Source organism: Nonomuraea sp. NPDC050451 (assembly GCF_044458585.1).
Window position 1 is genome coordinate 326,410 of sequence record NZ_JBITHZ010000004.1, and the last position, 16,772, is coordinate 343,181.

The following is a 16,772-nucleotide window of genomic DNA, read 5'->3' on the forward strand; positions in this document are numbered from 1 at the left end:
CAGATGGGAGGGGAGGGAGAGGCAGATGGGAGGGTATGGGCGGGGGAGTCAGGTGAGGGCGGGTTCGTGGATCACGCCGTCGCTGATCTCCAGGACTCGGTCGGCCAGCGTGATCAAGCTGGGGTCGTGCGTGGCGACCAGGGCCGTGACGCCCTCACTCCGTACGAGTGCCCGCAGCAGCTCCATGATCTGCCGCCCGGTCTGCGAGTCCAGCTGCCCCGTGGGCTCGTCGGCCACCAGCAGCCGGGGCCGGTTCGCCAGCGACCTGGCGATGGCCACCCGCTGCCGCTGCCCCCCGGACAGCTCGTACGGCCGCTGGTTGGCATGCTGCTCCAACCCCACCAGCGCCAGCAGAAGACGTACGCGGGCCTCCCGCTCCTCCGACGGCGTCCGCAGCAGCCGCATCGGCACCCCCACGTTCTCCGCCGCGGACAGCACCGGGATCAGCCCGAACGACTGGAACACGAATCCCACCACGTCGCGGCGCAGGGCCAGCAGGTCGTCCTCGGACATGCCGGTGACCTCGTGCCCGGCGACGACCACCCGCCCGGCGTCCGGTTTGTCCAGGCCGCCGATCTGGTTGAGCAGGGTCGTCTTCCCGGACCCCGACCGCCCGCGGACCGCGACGAGCTCGCCCGGGAACACCGAGAACGACACGTCCCGCAGTGCCACGACCTCCTTGGGCCCGGTCCGGTAGACCTTGCGCAGCCCTTCCACCACGACCAGGGGCGAGTCAGTCATCAGAGGGCTCCTCCCGGGCGGGCCACACGCCGATGTGGTCGGATTCGAGCTCGAGGCGCACCCGCCGCTCCATCTCGAGCGCGTTCATGAAGTCGCGCGGCAGCTGCAGCCGCCCGACCCGGTCCAGCACGGCGTACTCCTCGGCGACGATCTGCCCCTCGGCGCCCTCGCGCCGCAGCGTCTCGCTGCTGGTACGCCCGTCGCGAATGCCCACCGTACGGTCCACCTGCTCCGACACCAGCGGGTCGTGCGTCACGACGACCACGGTCACCCCCAGCTCCCTGTTGGCCTTGCGCAGCGCGTCGAACACCTGCTCCGACGTCTCGCTGTCCAGCTCGCCGGTGGGTTCGTCGGCGAGGATGAGCTGCGGGGAGTTGGCGAGCGCGACGGCGATGGCGACCCGCTGCTGCTCTCCGCCCGACATTTCGGGAATCTTGCGGTCTGCGCAGTACCCGACCCCCAGCAGCTCCAGCAACTCCACCGCGCGCCCCCCGCGACGGCCGGCCAGCTTCATCGGCAGCTCGACGTTCTCCCTGGCGGAGAGGTACGGCAGCAGGTTCCGCGCGGTCTGCTGCCAGATGAAGCCCACCACGGACCGCCGGTACCGCAGCCGGTCGCGGGCGTTCATCGACAGCAGGTCCATCCCCGCCACCCTGGCCACCCCGGCAGTCGGCACGTCCAGCCCGGACAGCACGTTGAGCAGGGTCGACTTGCCCGACCCCGAGGCGCCCACGATGGCCACCAGCTCGCCCTTGTCGATCACCAGGTCGAGCCCCTGCAGCGCGACGACCTCCACGCCCTCGGTCTTGTAGATGCGTACGAGGTTGTCGCACACGATGTGCGCGTCGCCGCCGAACGCGGCCTTCTCCCGTGTCGCCCTGGCTTCCAGCTCGGACAGGGTCGGGTTCATGCGAGATCCCCCACTCGAAGGACGGCGCCGAGGTTGCGGCGGCGGCTGATGGCGGTGTGCGCGTACGCGCCGAGCACGGCGACGGCGGTGAGCCCGCCCGCCAGCAGCAGAGGCACGAACAGGTCGAGCGAGTAGCCGCCGACCGGCAGGTCGCCGGCGTACGACGACAGGTCCACGCCGGCCCCGAGCGCGAACGGCAGGCCGAGACCCAGGCCGAGCCCGACCAGGGCGGTGACGAGGATCATGGGCAGGATCTCCAGCACGGTCAGCCGCTGCGCCTGCCGGTCCGACAGCCCGAGCGTCCGCAGGAACGACACCGCGCTGGCACGCTCGGCGGCGCCGATCACCAGCGCCAGCACGACGGCGACGAGCGCGTACGAGCCGAGCGCCACCGTCACCACGACCAGCGTCCAGCGCACGGTGCTGGTGAGCGGGTCGTCCTGGATGGCGCTCAGCGCCCGCTCCTGCGACTCCACGGTCGCGGACGGGACCAGCCGCGCCAGCACGTCGGGGGAGACGTCGCCCTTGATCAGCAGGGTGTTCGGGGCGGGCCGGGTCAGCACGCCCAGCGGCACCACCATGAACTTCCCTTCGGTGAAGAAGCTGGGCACCGACTCGACCACGCCCCGCGTGGCGAGCTTCACCCGCGACTGCCACCCGATCTCGAACGTCCCCCGTCCCCGCAGCTCCGGGGAGACCAGCGCGCCGTCGGACAGCGGGGGCACGCTGATCGGGGCGCCGTCCAGGATCCGGCGCCACTGCGTCACGTCCACCGCGAGCGCCTCGGCCCGCTCCGCGCCGTACCCGACCTGCACCCGCCCGGTCTGCGCGATCGCCACCTGCTCGACCCCGGGAGTCGCCCGCACCCGGTCGATCGAGTCGGGGGGAATCTCGATGTTCGACGTCACCTTGATCGGCGCGCCCACCTGCTGCCAGGACGCCAGCCGCTGCGTGTCCGCGATCCCGCCGGAGATCACTGCGGCGAACACCGACACGCCCAGCGCGGGCAGCAGGATCAGCACAGGTAGCACGCTGGCGGAGCGCGCCCTGGACGCCCTGGTCAGCCCCAGGAACGGCACGGCCGCCCGCCCGCGCGCGGCCAGCCGTACGAAGAGCCGCAAGGGGTACGGATAGCAGCGCAAGGTGATCAACGCCGCCGCCAGCGTCAGCACGACGGGCACCAGGAGCAGGAACGGGTCCTGCGAGGCGCCACGGGCCCGCAGCAGGTACGCGCCGACCAGCGCGAGCACCACGACCAGCACCTCAAGCGTGACCCTCCGGGCGGAGGGCCGGGCGGCGGACACGTCGTCGCGGCGCTCGTGCAGCGGCGTCCGATGGGCCAGGGCCAGCCGCGCCCCGGCGAACCCGACGGCCGCCACGACCATGACCAAGGGCCCCAGGTGCACGATCGGCAGCACCGGACCGGGCACCAGGTACGACAACCCGTACCCGGCCAGCGCGGCGGGCAGCACCGCGACGCCGGTCAGCAGCGCCCCCGTGCCGGCCACCTGCCGCAGCGACCCGCCCCGCGCCCGTGCCAGGGACAGCGTGTGATCGAGCCGGTTGCCCAGCAGCAGCACGACCAGGGCGATCACACCGAGCGCCACCGCCAGCAGCCCGCCGAGCACCAGGTACATCACGGTCTGCGCGGTGGCCACGGCGGCGAGGAAGTCGCCGAGCAGCTTGGAGAGCCCGGTGTCCAGGTGGTACGGGCTGCCCGTCGACTGGAGCGCGGCCACCCGCCCGAACTCGGCGACCGCCGCCTGGAGGTCGGGCGCGGCCAGCGCGCTCGCGCCACGGGCGTCGATCGGCAGGACCCAGTGGTAGGACAGGTTGCGCCCCTCGCCGCTGAGCGCGGTCAGCCCCTCGTCGGGGATCAGCGTCGTGATGTGCTTCTCGAGCTCCTCGCTGCCCGGCGTCTGCGCCTTGACGACCTGCAGGATGTCGACGTTGTGGGACCAGTAGCGGTCACGAGGGTCCTTGGCCTTGAAGGCGCCGACGATCTTCAGGGCGGCGTAGTCGTTCTCGCCGACCATCTTCGTCTGGCCCACCCTGAAGCCCAGCTCGGGCAGGGCGTCCGCGACGATCCCCACCTCGAAGACCGGGATCGTCGCGCCCTCGTACCGCATGGTCGAGGGCCTGCCGGGCGCGCGCCCCTGGACCCAGTCCACGCGCCGGTCCGCGTCGGAGAGCCAGCCCAGGTTCATGTGGGTGTGGCCGGCGGTCCCGGTGACGGGCGTGGAGGTGGTCTTGGCGCTCATGTGGCCCGGGCCGACCGCCAGCGGGCGCAGCGCCGGTGGCAGGATCTGCCGCCAGCGGCGGTCGCGGGCGTCGAACTGGCCGCGTTCGTGCAGGTCCTCCTGGGACGAACGCGACTCCACGGACACCGTCAGGTCGGCCTGCACCGCGGGGGCGCTGACCAGCGAGCGGCGCAGCGCCTCGTCGAACGACGCCTGCATCGCCCTGGGCAGCCCCGCGACCAGCAGGCAGGCGCTCAGCGCCAGCACGAAGAGCACCGCCATCGTGCCCAGGTGCACGCGGGCGAGCAGGGCGATCCTCACCGTTCCTCCACGAGTTGCCCGTGTTGCCCGCGCAGGCGGCGGGCCAGCCCGGCCACGATGGCGAGCAGCACCACGGCCACCAGCGCCAGCATCGCCGCGGTGGCCGCCCACGGAATGTCGAGCACCACGCCGGGAGTGACGGCCGAAGCCTGCCCGGTCAGGACGATGTGCGGCACGACCAGCACGCCGACGACCACGGCGAGCCCGGTGCCGGCGACGAGCGACAGCCCGATGACGAACGCCTGCTCGACCGCCAGCACCCCGAACACCTGCCTGGAGCTCACCCCGAGCGCCCGCAGGATCGCGAACTCGCCCATGCGCTCCCGGGCCGCGACGGTCGCGTTCACCAGGAACCCGAGCGCCGCGAACACCAGCGCCGCCGCGAACCCGAGCATCAGCGCCCCCTGCAACCCGCTGGCCAGGGGGTCGTCCCGCAGCTCGGCCGCCAGCTTGCGCTGGTCGAGCGCGGTCACGTCCCACTCGGGCCGCGTCTGGAGCGCCTTCACCGCGGGCGCGGTGTCACCGGCCGCGAGCCACCATTCGGTGGCGGGCCTGGGCAGCTGCGCCGCGGCCAGCTCGTACGTCTGCAGCGTCCCCCAGTCGGCGAGCACGGCCTTCTGCCCCGCCGGGGTGGTCGGCATGCTGTCCACGACCCCCACCACCTTGACCTGGAGCACCCTGCGGTCGATGCTGGCCGGCCCGACCTGGCCGACGGCCAGCTTGAGCGAGGCGGCCAGGTCGGCGGTGAGCACCACCGGCAGCGGATCGGGCTTCGGCAGCGGCGCGAGGCCGGCGACCGCGGGCCGTGTCACCTTCATGGACACCGGCGGCGTCGCCACCTCCCGGCCGTCGGCGCTGAGGCCGGTCAGGGTCAGGTTCGCGGGGCTCTGGGGGGCGCCCGCGACGAGGCCGCGCAGCGACAGCGGGTACGTGATCTTCCCGGTACGCCCGGCGAGCGCCCGGAGATCGACGTCGATCCTGTTCTCACCCTTGCGCAGCACGCCGAGCGACACGTCGCGCCACACGCCGAGCGCGTCGGAGAGCACCAGCCGCAGCGGCAGGTCGCCGTCCGCCTCCGCCCGCAGCGTGAGCGCCGACGGCTGCCCGGGAAGGTCCAGCTTGCCCGCCTGGTCGCCCACCAGCGCCCGTGACATCTCCCCGACCGGCTGCGCGGACAGGTCGGCACGCAGGTGGAAGAGCTCGCCGAGCTTGCCCGCGTCCAGGCCGAGCAGCAACGCGCTCTCGCCGCTCACCTCGGTCTGCCCGCGAAATCCCGGCGAGTACGCCGTGACGCCGGGCAGTGCGGTGAACGCCGTCCCGCGCCCGAGCGCCCCCAGCTCAGGCCCGTCAGGGGGACCGGACAGCCGCAGGTCGGCCCCGGCCTGATGGCGGGCCTGGTCGACCTGCGAGGCCCGCCAGGTGGACGCGGTGGCCATGGACACGATGCCGATCGCGATGGCCATGGTCAGCAGCAGCGCCGGGCCCGCGTACTTGAGCGGCCGCCTGCTCACCTGCCAGGCCCCCAGCGCGGGGGCGAGCGCCGGCCGCCTGGACGTCACCCGCTCGGCCAGCTTCGAGACGCGCGGCACCAGCCGCAGACCCAGCATGCCGCCCGTGAGCAGGGCCAGGGCCGGTCCGGAGATGATCAGCGGGTCGATGCCGAGCCCACCCGAGGCCGTCGCGGTCACGGGCGCGCCGTAGCGCTGGAGCTGCCAGATCGCCAGCCCGGCCACGACCAGCAGCGCCAGGTCGGCGCCGGCTCGCTCGATCAGGCCGCGCCCGCCGCCGCGGCCGCGCGCCGCCTGCTCCTCCACGTACGTGCGCCGCGTGCCCGCCAGCGCCGGCAGCACCAGCAGGACGGCCGCGGCCAGGGCCACGCCGAACGACACGAGGAACGTGCCCAGGTCGGCCGAGGGCGCCAGCCGTACCCCTGAGGCCCTGATCCAGGGCAGCAGGTTGACCAGCGCGAGCAGCGGCGGGCCCAGGAACGGCGCGACCACCGCGCACGGCACCGCCACCAGCAGCGCCTCGCCGCCCGCCAGCGCGGCCAGCCGCACCGTGCCCGCGCCGCGCGAGCGCAGCAGCGCCACCTCCATGCGGCGGTGGTCGGCGAGCAGGCGGGCGGTGAGCATCAGCGCGTACGCGGCCAGCAACAGCAGCTGCAGCACCGGAATCAGCATCGTGGAGCGCGCCACCAGGGACGCCGTGTCGAGCTGGGTCAGCATCTCGGGCAGCCGGCTGGCGGCCACGCAGCTGCCGCAGCCGTCCGCCTTCAGCCGCGCGCCCAGCCGGTCGATCGCTCCGGCCAGCGGGCGCAGCTGGGCGGGCGTGAGCGCCCGCAGATCGGGTACGGCGGTCCAGGTGGCGTTCACGCTCGTGGCGAAGCGGGCGACGAACGTCTCGCGCGGCACCATCAGCGGCCCGTACGTGGTGAACTCGCCGCGCTCCACACCCCGGCTGAGCAGCTGCTCGCCCGCCCACCGCTCGCCGAACGGGTCGTTGAGCTGGAACACGCCCACGATGCGGACCGTGACCGGGCGCGGGTCGAGGCGGCCCTTCGTGCTGAACTCCTGCCCTGCCTTGAGCCCGGTCGCCGAGGCCGCCGAGAGCGAGATCGCGGCCTCCACCCCGTCCCCGCCGGCGCGCGGCCAGGAGCCGGAGACGAGCCTGGCGTGCTGGTCGAGCCCGTCGTAACTGCCGAACCTGAGCAGTTCGGGCCGCTCCTGGGCGTCCTTACCCGGCATGACGTAGGAGTCGGAGCGGAAGCTGGTGGTGACGGCGGGCGGCCGCGTGTAGGCCTTGGCGAACTCGGCGCGTACCGAGCGGTCGAACTTGGGGAACGTCTCGGCCGTCACGGGGGCGCTGACGGTGGCGGCGGTCTGGCGGTACGAGGCCGTCTCCATCGTCCGGCGGACACCGGCGTCCGCGATGGAGGAGGCGTACATGGTCAGCGCGACCAGCGTGGTCGTGGCCAGGAGGATCGAGCCGAAGGCGGCCAGGAGGAGCAGCGGCTCGCTGAGCGCCCGTTTGACGACCAACGGCCCCCGCATGTGTCCCCCTTCGCCCGTTTTAGTGCACCTTCGAGCAGGTCTGGGCGGCGGGGCAAGGCGATCTTTGGAACGGTGACGCACCCGATACGGCCGTGTGATATCGAAACTGTGACAAAAGGGTGCGAAAACGAGAACGCCGCACCCCCGGAGGGAGTGCGGCGTTTCCTATGCCAGGCGTTTTACTTGGCGGCCAGCGTCGCGGCCTGCTTGGCGATCGCGGACTTGCGGTTGGCGGCCTGGTTCTTGTGGATGACGCCCTTGCTGACGGCCTTGTCGAGCTGGCGGGCAGCGGCCCGCTGCAGCACGGCGGCCTGCTCGACGTCGCCCTGCTCGGCGGCCTCGCGGAACTTGCGGACGGCCGTCTTCAGAGAGGACTTGACCGCCTTGTTGCGCAGGCGAGCCTTCTCGTTCTGCTTGTTGCGCTTGATCTGGGACTTGATGTTCGCCACGAAGAAGCCTCGGTGAAAGTCTGAGTGATGGATGGGGCGCGCGGGCTCGAGAGAGGGCGCGCCACACGCAGTTGAACAGGTTACCAATAACTCAGGGTGGCTCTCAAATCAACGCGTACTTGAGCATCGGCGTTTCCGATGCTCGGCGCTCGCTCGGCGCTGGAAAGTCCCATGTTAGCCGATCATCCATCGCGTGGCGTACTCGTGCCAGTCCTCCTCCGTGGCGGCGAAGTCCACGTAGAGGGCCAGGCCGAAGCGGTCGCGGCGGCCGTGTTCCGACAGCGCGAGCCGGGCGCCCTCGGCGGCCATGGCGACGCTCTCGGCGTTGTCGAGCCAGGGCACGCCGTGGTCGTGGTAGGCCGGGGCGCCGATGTAGAGGGCCTTGGCGGCGGGCACCAGGTCCAGGGCCAGCTCGGCCTGGCGGGCGACGTAGCCGCCGTAGAGGGACTGCAGCGGGGTGAAGGAGTCGTACGTCATGACGGCGACCTGGTCCACGCGGTCCACGACCTGCTTGAAGTAGCCCTGCGACCAGTACTTGTCGTGCGACAGCAGGGCCCTGGCGGTCAGGCGCAGGCCGGGGTACGGCTCGATCTGCGGGGTGGAGGTGGACAGCAGGCTCGTGTGCCGGCGGGTGCGTTCCAGCAGGTCGAGGAACTCGGTGTCGCCGTCGCCGATCGGCTCGAAGTTGTAGTGGATGCCGTCGTAGCCCTGCCTCATGATGGCGGCGACGCCGGACAGGACGTTCTCGCGGGACTTGGGGTCGTCGAGGTCGAGACCGTTCTTGACGGACTGGCCGAGCCAGGCGGAGATGCGGACCGCGGGGAGGCGCTCGCGTAACCACTTCACGAAATTTCCGGCGTTGGGGTATTTGTCTGGGCTTAAGGTGCCGTCCCAGTTGAAAGGGCCGGAGTGGACGTACACGTCCTTGATCCCCGTGGCGCGCAGCCGTACCGCCAGCTGCTCGACGTCGCGCTCCGTGCGGCGGCCGTCCACCCACGCGTGGCCCAGCCAGAGCGCGTCGTTGCCCGTGCTCTTCGCCCAGGCCGCCGGTGCACCGGTAAACTGGAGCCGGAGCGCGGCGGCGAGGAGGCCGACCAGCGCGACCACGATGGCCAAGGCAAGCGCGAGCAGGCGCAGGCCGCGGCGGATGACGGTTCGGGCAGTCACCCGGGCATGTCACCATGAAAGACTGCCTTACCTCAACCCTGTCGAAACGGACTTCGGTGCGCACTCAGCCTGGCCAGACCGACCCCGCGTTGATCCGCAACTTCTGCATCATCGCGCACATCGACCATGGCAAGTCGACCCTTGCCGACCGGATGCTGCAGATCACCGGCGTGGTCGACGACCGCTCCATGCGTGCCCAATACCTCGACAGGATGGACATCGAGCGCGAACGGGGCATCACGATCAAGTCGCAGGCCGTGCGACTGCCGTGGGACGGCCACGTGCTCAACATGATCGACACGCCCGGCCACGTCGACTTCACCTACGAGGTGTCCAGGTCGCTGCAGGCGTGCGAGGGCGCGATCCTGCTGGTCGACGCGGCCCAGGGCATCGAGGCGCAGACGCTGGCCAACCTCTACCTGGCGATGAACGCCGACCTGCACATCATCCCCGTCCTCAACAAGATCGACCTGCCGGCGGCGCAGCCGGAGAAGTTCGCCGAGGAGCTGGCGGGGCTGATCGGCTGTGACCCGTCCGACGTGCTCAGGGTGTCCGGCAAGACCGGCGAGGGCGTGCGCGAGCTGCTCGATCACGTGGTCCGGGAGATCCCCGCCCCCGTGGGCGACGCCGACGCGGCGGCCCGGGCGCTGATCTTCGACTCCGTCTACGACACCTACCGCGGCGTCGTCACGTACGTCCGGGTCGTGGACGGCCACCTGAGCAAGCGCGAGCGCATCCTCATGATGTCGACCGCCGCCACCCACGAGACGCTCGAGATCGGCGTCATCTCGCCCGAGCCCAAGGTCTCCGAGCGGGGGCTGGGTGTCGGCGAGGTGGGCTACCTGATCACCGGCGTCAAGGACGTGCGCCAGTCGCGCGTGGGTGACACGGTCACCTCGGCGGCCAAGCCGGCCAAGGAGATGCTGGCGGGCTACGAGCACCCGAAGCCGATGGTGTTCTCCGGGCTCTATCCGATCGACGGCGACGAATACCCCGAGCTGCGCGAGGCCCTCGACAAGCTGCAGCTCAACGACGCGGCGCTGATCTACGAGCCGGAGACGTCGGCGGCGCTCGGGTTCGGGTTCCGGGTCGGGTTCCTGGGGCTGCTGCACATGGAGATCGTGCGGGAGCGGCTGGAGCGCGAGTTCGGCCTGTCGCTGATCTCCACGGCGCCCAACGTGGTCTACCGCGTGGTCATGGAGGACGGCAAGGAGCTCACCGTCACCAACCCCTCGGAGTTCCCCACGGGCGGGAAGATCGCGCAGGTCTTCGAGCCGGTCACCAAGTCGACGATCCTGGCGCCGTCCGAGTTCATCGGGGCGATCATGGAGATCTGCCAGGGGCGGCGCGGCCAGCTCCTCGGCATGGACTACCTGTCGGAGGACCGGGTCGAGATCCGCTACACGCTGCCGCTGGGCGAGATCATCTTCGACTTCTTCGACCAGCTCAAGTCGCGCACCCGCGGCTACGCCTCGCTCGACTACGAGCCCGCCGGCGAGCAGGAGGCCGAGCTGGTCAAGGTGGACATCCTGCTGCAGGGCGAGCCGGTCGACGCGTTCAGCGCCATCGTCCACAAGGACAAGGCCTACACCTACGGCGTCGACATGGCGAAGAAGCTGCGCGAGCTGATCCCCAGGCAGCAGTTCGAGGTGCCGATCCAGGCCGCCATCGGGGCCCGGGTCATCGCCCGCGAGAACATCCGCGCCATCCGCAAGGACGTCCTGGCCAAGTGCTACGGCGGTGACATCTCCCGTAAGCGGAAGCTGCTGGAGAAGCAGAAGGAAGGCAAGAAGCGGATGAAGATGGTCGGGCGCGTGGAGGTGCCCCAGGAGGCCTTCGTCGCCGCGCTGTCCACCGAGTCGTCCACCGACAAGAAGAAGTAGGGCTTTCGGGGTAGGCGACCTACCCTGAAAGCATGGAAGTGGTGCAAACCGCGCGCATGGTCCTTTCTCGGGTCACGCTCGACGATCTGACCGCTGTCCATGAGCTTCATTCCGACCCCCGTACGAATCTGTACAACCCCGGGGGCCCCAGCGTTGACCTGGTGTCCAGCCGCGCCATGCTGGACCTGTGGCTCGCCGACTGGGCCGAGCGCGGCATCGGCTACTGGGCCGCGCGGGAGATCGGCGGGTCGGAGGTGCTCGGGTTCGGGGGGCTGCGCCGCGCGATCGTCGGCGGGGACGAGGTGCTGAACCTTTACTACCGGTTCCGGCCGTCCGCCTGGGGTCAGGGGTACGCGGGGGAGCTCGTGGAGGCGGCGCTGCGGGTCGGCAAGGAGCTCGGGACGGTCGTCGCGGTCATCCGGCCCGACAACCTGGCGTCGCTGAAGGTGGCGGAGCGGGCGGGCATGCGCAGGGACCGGACGATCCCGTACGGGGGCGTCCAGAGCATCGTGTACGTGGCCTGACGCCCCCTACTCGCGACTCCGGACCACGTACCCCACCAGCACCAGAGCGCTCGCGGCGGCCTGAGCCGCCAGGAAACCGTCCAGCGGGCCCGGCGGGGACAGCAGCGCGGCCCCGGCGGGCAGGCACCCGAGCACGGCCAGGTCCATCCCGGTGAGCGCCCAGCGCAGCGGCCCGGTCGGGATCGCGCCGCCCGGGGTGTCGATGATCGGCATGGAGTGGTCGACCGGACTCCTCCTGGCCATCCGCAGCGCGGCGGCGGCCAGCGCGGGGGCTGTCAGCGGCCCGAACAGCCACCACGCCCCCGGCAGCGCGCCGCCCGCGCCCAGGGCGGCCAGCCCCAGGGTCGCCCACGCGCCGCTCAGCAGCATGGGCAGCACAGCGCGGGCCGCGAGCGCCTGGCGGCGGTCCACGCCGAGCAGCCTGGACAGGACCGGGTTGTCGCTGTCCCTGCGCGCCCCCGACACGCTCACCGCCGCCACGGCCAGCGAACCCGCCAGCACGGCCGCTCCGAGCGTCACCGGAGCGCCGCCCGCCTGCGCCAGCACGGCAGGCAACGCGGACATCGCGAACATGGCCCCCAGGCGCCCCGGCCTGCGCCCCACCCGGCGCCAGTCGTGCCACGCCAGCGCGAGGGGCGCGGGCAGCGACGGCCACCGCCGCGAGCTGAGCTTCCTGGCCCGCCAGTGGTTGTCCTCGGCGATCCAGGTGAGCGCATCGGGGTCGAGGCCGATGGCCGCGTTCGCGACGCGTCCCGCACGGGTCGAGGCTGTGACGAGGGTACGGGTGGGGATCCGGTCGAGCGACGTCCACGCGTGGCGTACCAGCAGGGCGGAGGCCGCCGTCGCGGCGGCAGCGGCGACGGCCACCGCGGACAGGGGAGCGCTCGCGGCGACGGCGAGCACCGTGCGCAGCTGGCCGGTGACGGTCACGACGGCGGCCACCAGCAGCGCGACCGTCGCGGCCGTCAGCCAGACCTGCCACGACTGGGACGCCTGACCGAGCACCGCCAGGGCCATCCCGCCCGCGGTCGCCGAGACGCCCAGCACCAGCGCGCCGAGCAGGCGCCACACGAGCTGGTCGGGGGCGCCCAGCACGGCGACCAGCCCCAATCCGAGCAGCAGCCCGGCCGCCGCCGCCACCATGAACAGCACCCGGGCGGTGCGTCCGAGCAGGTGCCGCCGGTCCAGCGGCGAGGGCAGCAGCCAGGAGGCGTCGGCGGCAGGCAGCATCACGGGTCCCGCCGCGCGGGCCGCGGCCAGGAAACCGGCCAGTGCCAGGGCGAGCAGGGCCGCTCCTGCGCTCACGCGAGCGGGATCGGCCGCTCCGGCCAGCCCTTGGAGCACGGTGGAGAGCGGCCGGCCGAGCACGGCGGCGAGCATCGCCAGCCCGAACCCGGCGACGTACCGATCGAGCAGGCCACCCCGGGCCGGGCCACGCGAGCGAAGATACGCCCGCACCACCCGCACACTCCCCGCGGCCCCGCTCACGCGTCCACCCCCGACGGCGAGACCTGGCGGGCGCGGCCGGCCAGGTCGTGATCGTGCGTGGCCATGACCACGGTGCCTCCCTCGCCCGCGTATTCATCGAGCAGATCGCCCAGCCGGGCCCGGAAACCGGCGTCCAGGCCGCGCTCCGGCTCGTCGAGCAGCAGCAACGTGCTCGGCCTGAGCAGTGCGGAGGCCAGGGAGAGGCGTTGGCGCTGCCCGGTGGACAGGTTCAGCGGCGGCGCGTCCGCCCGCTCCACCAGCGCGAACACCTCCAGCGCCGCCTCGACGCCCATGCGAGCCTCGGCGTGCACCGCTCCCATGAGCTCCAGATGCTCGCGGGCGGTGAGCCCCGGATACCAGGCGGGCTCGTCGCCGAGCATCGCCACCCGGCGCCAGAAGGCGGCGTCGTCGGCCGGCGGCTCCCCGAACACCCGGATCTGGCCGGAGGTGACCGGCTGGAGCCCGGCCAGGCAGCGCAGGAGGGTCGACTTGCCGCTCCCGTTCGGGCCGACGACCGCCACGATCTCGCCCGGTGACACGGTCAGCTCCATGTCTCGAAGCACGGGATTGCCGCCGAGTTCGACTGTGAGCCCGTGAACGCTGATGATCGAGTCGTACACGGACTCGAGCCTAGCCAGCCGAGCGCGCGGATGATCGCGGCGATTTTCTGTCGGTGCCATCGCCTACCTTCTATTCCGAACACCAGTGCGACTGGAGGGTGACGTGATTGCTTCTGAGCGATTCGAGCGTGCCGCCGTGTTGGGGGTGGCTGTGGCTGAGGAGACTCGGCGGCTGCTGAGGCTCCACCTGGTTTCGGGGGAGGAGGGCGGCGACGGCACGGTGCTCGTCGACGTGCCCTATCCCGATGCGGTCGTGGTGGCGGCGCTGCTCGACGTGGCGGCGGAGTGTTTCGGCGAACGGGGTGGCTCGGTCGAGGAGACCAGGCAGGCGGCGTTGGAGACCTTGTTACAGCTGGCCGGGTTCGACGGCGAGTCCCAGCTCAGGCAGCCCTGATCGCCGGTTCACTGCGGGCGCGCCACTCCGTGCCGGAAGGCGTAGGAGACCGCCTGGGCTCGGTCCCGCAGGCCCGCCTTGGCGAAGAGGTTGTTGATGTGGGTCTTGACGGTGGCCTCCGAGATGTAGAGGCGGGCGGCGATCTCGGTGTTCGAGAGGCCGTCGGCGATGAGAGCCAGCACCTCGCCCTCGCGTGGGGTCAGCCCGTCGGGGAGCCCGTCACGGACGATTACAGGAGGAGGAGGGGTGTTTCCGGTTGTGGCCGGGGGTTGTCTCGTGGGCGCCGACATGGTGTCCAGGAGGCGGCGTTGGACGGTGGGGTCGAGTTGGGCATCGCCGCGCTTCACCGTGGCGACGGCCCTGGCGATGTCGTCGGCGTCCGCGTCCTTGGTGAGGAAGCCGCGCGCGCCCGCTCTCAGCGCCGCGAAGACGGACTCGTCGTCTGAGTACGTGGTGAGCACCACGACCTGGGTCTCCGGAAACTCGGCGCGGATGCGGCCGGTGGCCTCCACGCCGTCCATGCGGGGCATGCGCAGGTCCATGAGCACCACGTCGGGCCGCCGTTCGTCGACCAGCCGCAGCGCCGCCTCGCCGTCGCCGGCCGAGCCGACCACCTCGATGTCCGGCAGCAGGCCGAGCAGCAGCACCAGGCCCTCGCGCACCACGGCCTGGTCGTCCACCACGATGACCCTGGTCATCCGGGCGCCACCGGTCATGCCGGCACCTTCAGGTGCACCTGGAAGCCGCCGTCGCGTTCGCCTGCCGACAGCGTCCCGCCGAGCAGCTCGGCCCGTTCACGCATGCCCAGGAGGCCGTAGCCGCCTCCGGGCGAGCCTTTCTCCGCGGAGGCCGGATTGGTGATGCGCAGCTCGCACCCGAGCCGGCCGAACTCGAGCTCGACCGTGGCCGGGCTCCCGGGGGCGTGGCGGCGTACGTTCGTGAGGGCCTCCTGGGCGGTGCGCACCAGGGCGAGCTCCGTCTCCGGCGACAGGCGGTGCTCGGGGCCGGAGACGCGCAGCGTGCAGGCCTGGTGGGCGGTGCTCTCGAAGTCGTCCGCCAGCGTGCGCAGCGCCACGGGGAGCGCGGGCGGGTCCTCGCGCAGCGCCTGCACCGCGCGCCTGGCCTCGTCGAGCCCCGACTTGGCCAGGTCGCGGGCCTGGGTGACCCGATCGAGCGCTTCGGCCGTGCGCTCCGCGCGCAGCAGCAGCTTGGCTCCCTCCAGGTGGACGAGCTGGGCCGAGAGGGAGTGGGCGAGGATGTCGTGGATCTCCCTGGCGATCCTCGCCCGTTCCGCGAGCACGGCCTCTCGCGCCTCGGCGGCCCTGGTGGCCTTGCGCTGTCTGGCCGCGTACGAGATCAGGACGATCAGGCAGGTGCTGAGGATGAGAGGGAGGTCGCGAGCCGGGTTGCCGGCGATCGCACCCGCCACGACCAGGCCCCCGACGGCCAGCAGACCGATGGGCAGCGCCTGGCGCAGGGTGAAGCGCGTCACGGCCAGGCTGACGCAGATGAGGAGGGCTCCGATCGCGGCGCCGCCGTCGGTGAGGGTGCTGAGGGCGATGGAGAGGACCACGGCCAGGGCGAGGGCGATCAGCGCGACAGGCACCCCAAAGACCCGCAGCACCCGCAAGCCCTCCGCCCCCGCCTCCGCCGGCCCACCACCCGGCGTCCACACGCTGCTCGGCGCTGGCGGACCCGCCGGCATCGGGCCGCCGAGCTCCGGTGGCTTTGAGGGCTCCGGCTTGCTTGGCGGCGGGGGCTCCGACTGCGGTCGGTCGCCTGGCGCCGATGGCTCTTGCGGCGTCGGACTGCTTGACGCCGCGGCCTCCGGCTGTGGTCGGTCACCTGGCACCGGTGACACCGCCTGCGGCAGACCACTTGCCGCCGACACTTCCCCTTGCGGCCGGCTCCCCGTCGCCGCTGCCCGTGCTGGTACTCCTGGGTCCGTCGGGCTGCCTGGCGCCGACGGCTGCGGTGGCGGCCCTGCTGCCCATCGGGTCTCCCACTGGATCTCCCGCTGGATCTCCGGCCGGTTCGCTCGGTCGGCCCGTGGGACATCCCGTGGAGCCTCCCGTTGTGCCTCCGGTGCGACCTCCCGTTGGGCATTCGGCGGGACCTCGTGTCGGGTCTCCGGTGGGACCTCCTGTCGGGACTCCCGGCGAGTGGGACGGGGTTGCGCGTGTCGGTCGCGTAGTGAGAGGTACAGGGTGGTGAGCAGGGTGAGGCCCAGTCCGGCGGTCAGGAGGGTGACCGCCAGTCCGGTGCCGGTCAGGCCCGGCGCGGGGGTCGCTCCCATCTGGGCCACGATCAGCAGCGCGATCATCCCGAGTTGCAGCGTGAGGGCGATTCCGTACGGCGCACGCATCACCCCACGACGGTATCCGGTCGCCTGTCCGTGCTCGAAAGCGCACGACCCCTTTGGGCGACGACGTACGACTGGGCGCCGATGGTGAGGCCGATGAACAGCAGGATCCCGCCGGTGGAGAGTTCGAGGCCGAGGGCGCCTCCGGCGAAGTACAGGCCGACGCGGATGGCGACCGAGGCCAGCCACACCAGCATGGTCCAGCCCGTGGCCCTCGACCAGGAGACGCCGGCGTCGTCCAGCCACACCCGTACGGTCGTCGCCCGCCACACGCCCAAGGCGACGGCGATGACGGCCTCCACCAGGGCCAGGCCGAGGCTCAGCGCGAGGTGCCGGGGATCGATGACCCCGCCGGATGCGATGCCGACGACGATCATGGCGGACGCGGTGTAGAGGATGCCCCGTTTGGCGGTGGGTCGGGTCTGCATCTGGCGGTAGACGACGAACACCACGGCGAGGGGGACGAGGAGAGAGATCAGTATGGGTTCCACGGGTTTGACCGTAGGGATCGGCGGGGCGTACCGGATCGGCCCGTGGGTTGAGTGCGTGGATCTCCACCCTGGGGTGGAGATCGAGGTGAGAGGTTATCGGGTCGCTGGGGGAGCGGGCTCTCGGTTACCGTC

At 71.9% G+C, this 16,772-nt stretch carries 14 protein-coding genes; 3 read left to right on the forward strand and 11 right to left on the reverse strand.

The window, feature by feature from the left end; genetic code table 11:
• Positions 1–48 precede the first annotated feature (48 nt).
• The 6 genes from ACIBI9_RS16510 to ACIBI9_RS16535 all read right to left on the reverse strand — a co-directional run bounded on the left by ACIBI9_RS16510 (position 49) and on the right by ACIBI9_RS16535 (position 8,878).
• Positions 49–741, reverse strand: a complete 693-nt coding sequence (locus ACIBI9_RS16510) for an ABC transporter ATP-binding protein (protein ID WP_397222918.1) — start codon at positions 739–741, stop codon at positions 49–51.
• The gene (locus ACIBI9_RS16515; RefSeq protein ID WP_397222919.1) at positions 734–1,651 is read right to left on the reverse strand and encodes an ABC transporter ATP-binding protein; all 918 of its coding nucleotides are present in this window, start codon (positions 1,649–1,651) and stop codon (positions 734–736) included. Before ACIBI9_RS16515 ends, ACIBI9_RS16510 begins: the two co-directional genes overlap by 8 nt.
• Positions 1,648–4,212, reverse strand: coding sequence for a hypothetical protein (locus ACIBI9_RS16520; RefSeq protein ID WP_397222921.1), 2,565 nt, complete (start codon positions 4,210–4,212; stop codon positions 1,648–1,650). Before ACIBI9_RS16520 ends, ACIBI9_RS16515 begins: the two co-directional genes overlap by 4 nt.
• On the reverse strand, positions 4,209–7,262 hold the full coding sequence (locus ACIBI9_RS16525; RefSeq protein WP_397222922.1) for an FtsX-like permease family protein: 3,054 nt from the start codon (positions 7,260–7,262) through the stop codon (positions 4,209–4,211). The genes ACIBI9_RS16520 and ACIBI9_RS16525 overlap by 4 nt, the downstream gene beginning before the upstream one ends.
• Before the next feature lie 179 nt (positions 7,263–7,441).
• Entirely contained in the window at positions 7,442–7,711 is a 270-nt protein-coding gene (gene rpsT, locus ACIBI9_RS16530) for a 30S ribosomal protein S20 (RefSeq protein ID WP_397222923.1), read from the reverse strand.
• 174 nt (positions 7,712–7,885) lie between these two features.
• Complete coding sequence (locus tag ACIBI9_RS16535) at positions 7,886–8,878, reverse strand: hypothetical protein (RefSeq protein WP_397222924.1); 993 nt, start codon at positions 8,876–8,878, stop codon at positions 7,886–7,888.
• Positions 8,879–8,934: 56 nt separating this feature from the next.
• On the opposite strand from ACIBI9_RS16535, the gene lepA reads away from it, so the two are divergent.
• Complete coding sequence (gene lepA, locus ACIBI9_RS16540; protein WP_397222925.1) at positions 8,935–10,761, forward strand: translation elongation factor 4; 1,827 nt, start codon at positions 8,935–8,937, stop codon at positions 10,759–10,761.
• 32 nt (positions 10,762–10,793) lie between these two features.
• Entirely contained in the window at positions 10,794–11,285 is a 492-nt protein-coding gene (locus ACIBI9_RS16545) for a GNAT family N-acetyltransferase (protein ID WP_397222926.1), read from the forward strand.
• Positions 11,286–11,291: 6 nt separating this feature from the next.
• Here the strand turns inward: ACIBI9_RS16545 and ACIBI9_RS16550 are convergent, their stop codons facing one another.
• A complete protein-coding gene (locus ACIBI9_RS16550; protein ID WP_397222927.1) occupies positions 11,292–12,773 on the reverse strand; it encodes a DUF6297 family protein in 1,482 nt (493 codons plus the stop codon).
• Positions 12,770–13,393: a heme ABC exporter ATP-binding protein CcmA gene (gene ccmA / locus ACIBI9_RS16555; RefSeq protein WP_397222928.1), complete on the reverse strand. Its 624-nt coding sequence runs from the start codon at positions 13,391–13,393 to the stop codon at positions 12,770–12,772. The genes ACIBI9_RS16550 and ccmA overlap by 4 nt, the downstream gene beginning before the upstream one ends.
• Positions 13,394–13,544: 151 nt before the next feature.
• Between ccmA and ACIBI9_RS16560 the strand changes: the two genes are divergently transcribed.
• Positions 13,545–13,787, forward strand: a complete 243-nt coding sequence (locus tag ACIBI9_RS16560; protein ID WP_397222930.1) for a hypothetical protein — start codon at positions 13,545–13,547, stop codon at positions 13,785–13,787.
• 8 nt (positions 13,788–13,795) lie between these two features.
• Here the strand turns inward: ACIBI9_RS16560 and ACIBI9_RS16565 are convergent, their stop codons facing one another.
• The 3 genes from ACIBI9_RS16565 to ACIBI9_RS16575 form a co-directional block, all read right to left on the reverse strand.
• On the reverse strand, positions 13,796–14,503 hold the full coding sequence (locus tag ACIBI9_RS16565; protein ID WP_397222931.1) for a response regulator: 708 nt from the start codon (positions 14,501–14,503) through the stop codon (positions 13,796–13,798).
• Complete coding sequence (locus ACIBI9_RS16570) at positions 14,500–15,393, reverse strand: sensor histidine kinase (RefSeq protein ID WP_397222932.1); 894 nt, start codon at positions 15,391–15,393, stop codon at positions 14,500–14,502. The genes ACIBI9_RS16565 and ACIBI9_RS16570 overlap by 4 nt, the downstream gene beginning before the upstream one ends.
• 758 nt (positions 15,394–16,151) lie before the next feature.
• The gene (locus tag ACIBI9_RS16575; protein WP_397222933.1) at positions 16,152–16,640 is read right to left on the reverse strand and encodes a hypothetical protein; all 489 of its coding nucleotides are present in this window, start codon (positions 16,638–16,640) and stop codon (positions 16,152–16,154) included.
• Between the last annotated feature and the right edge of the window lie 132 nt (positions 16,641–16,772).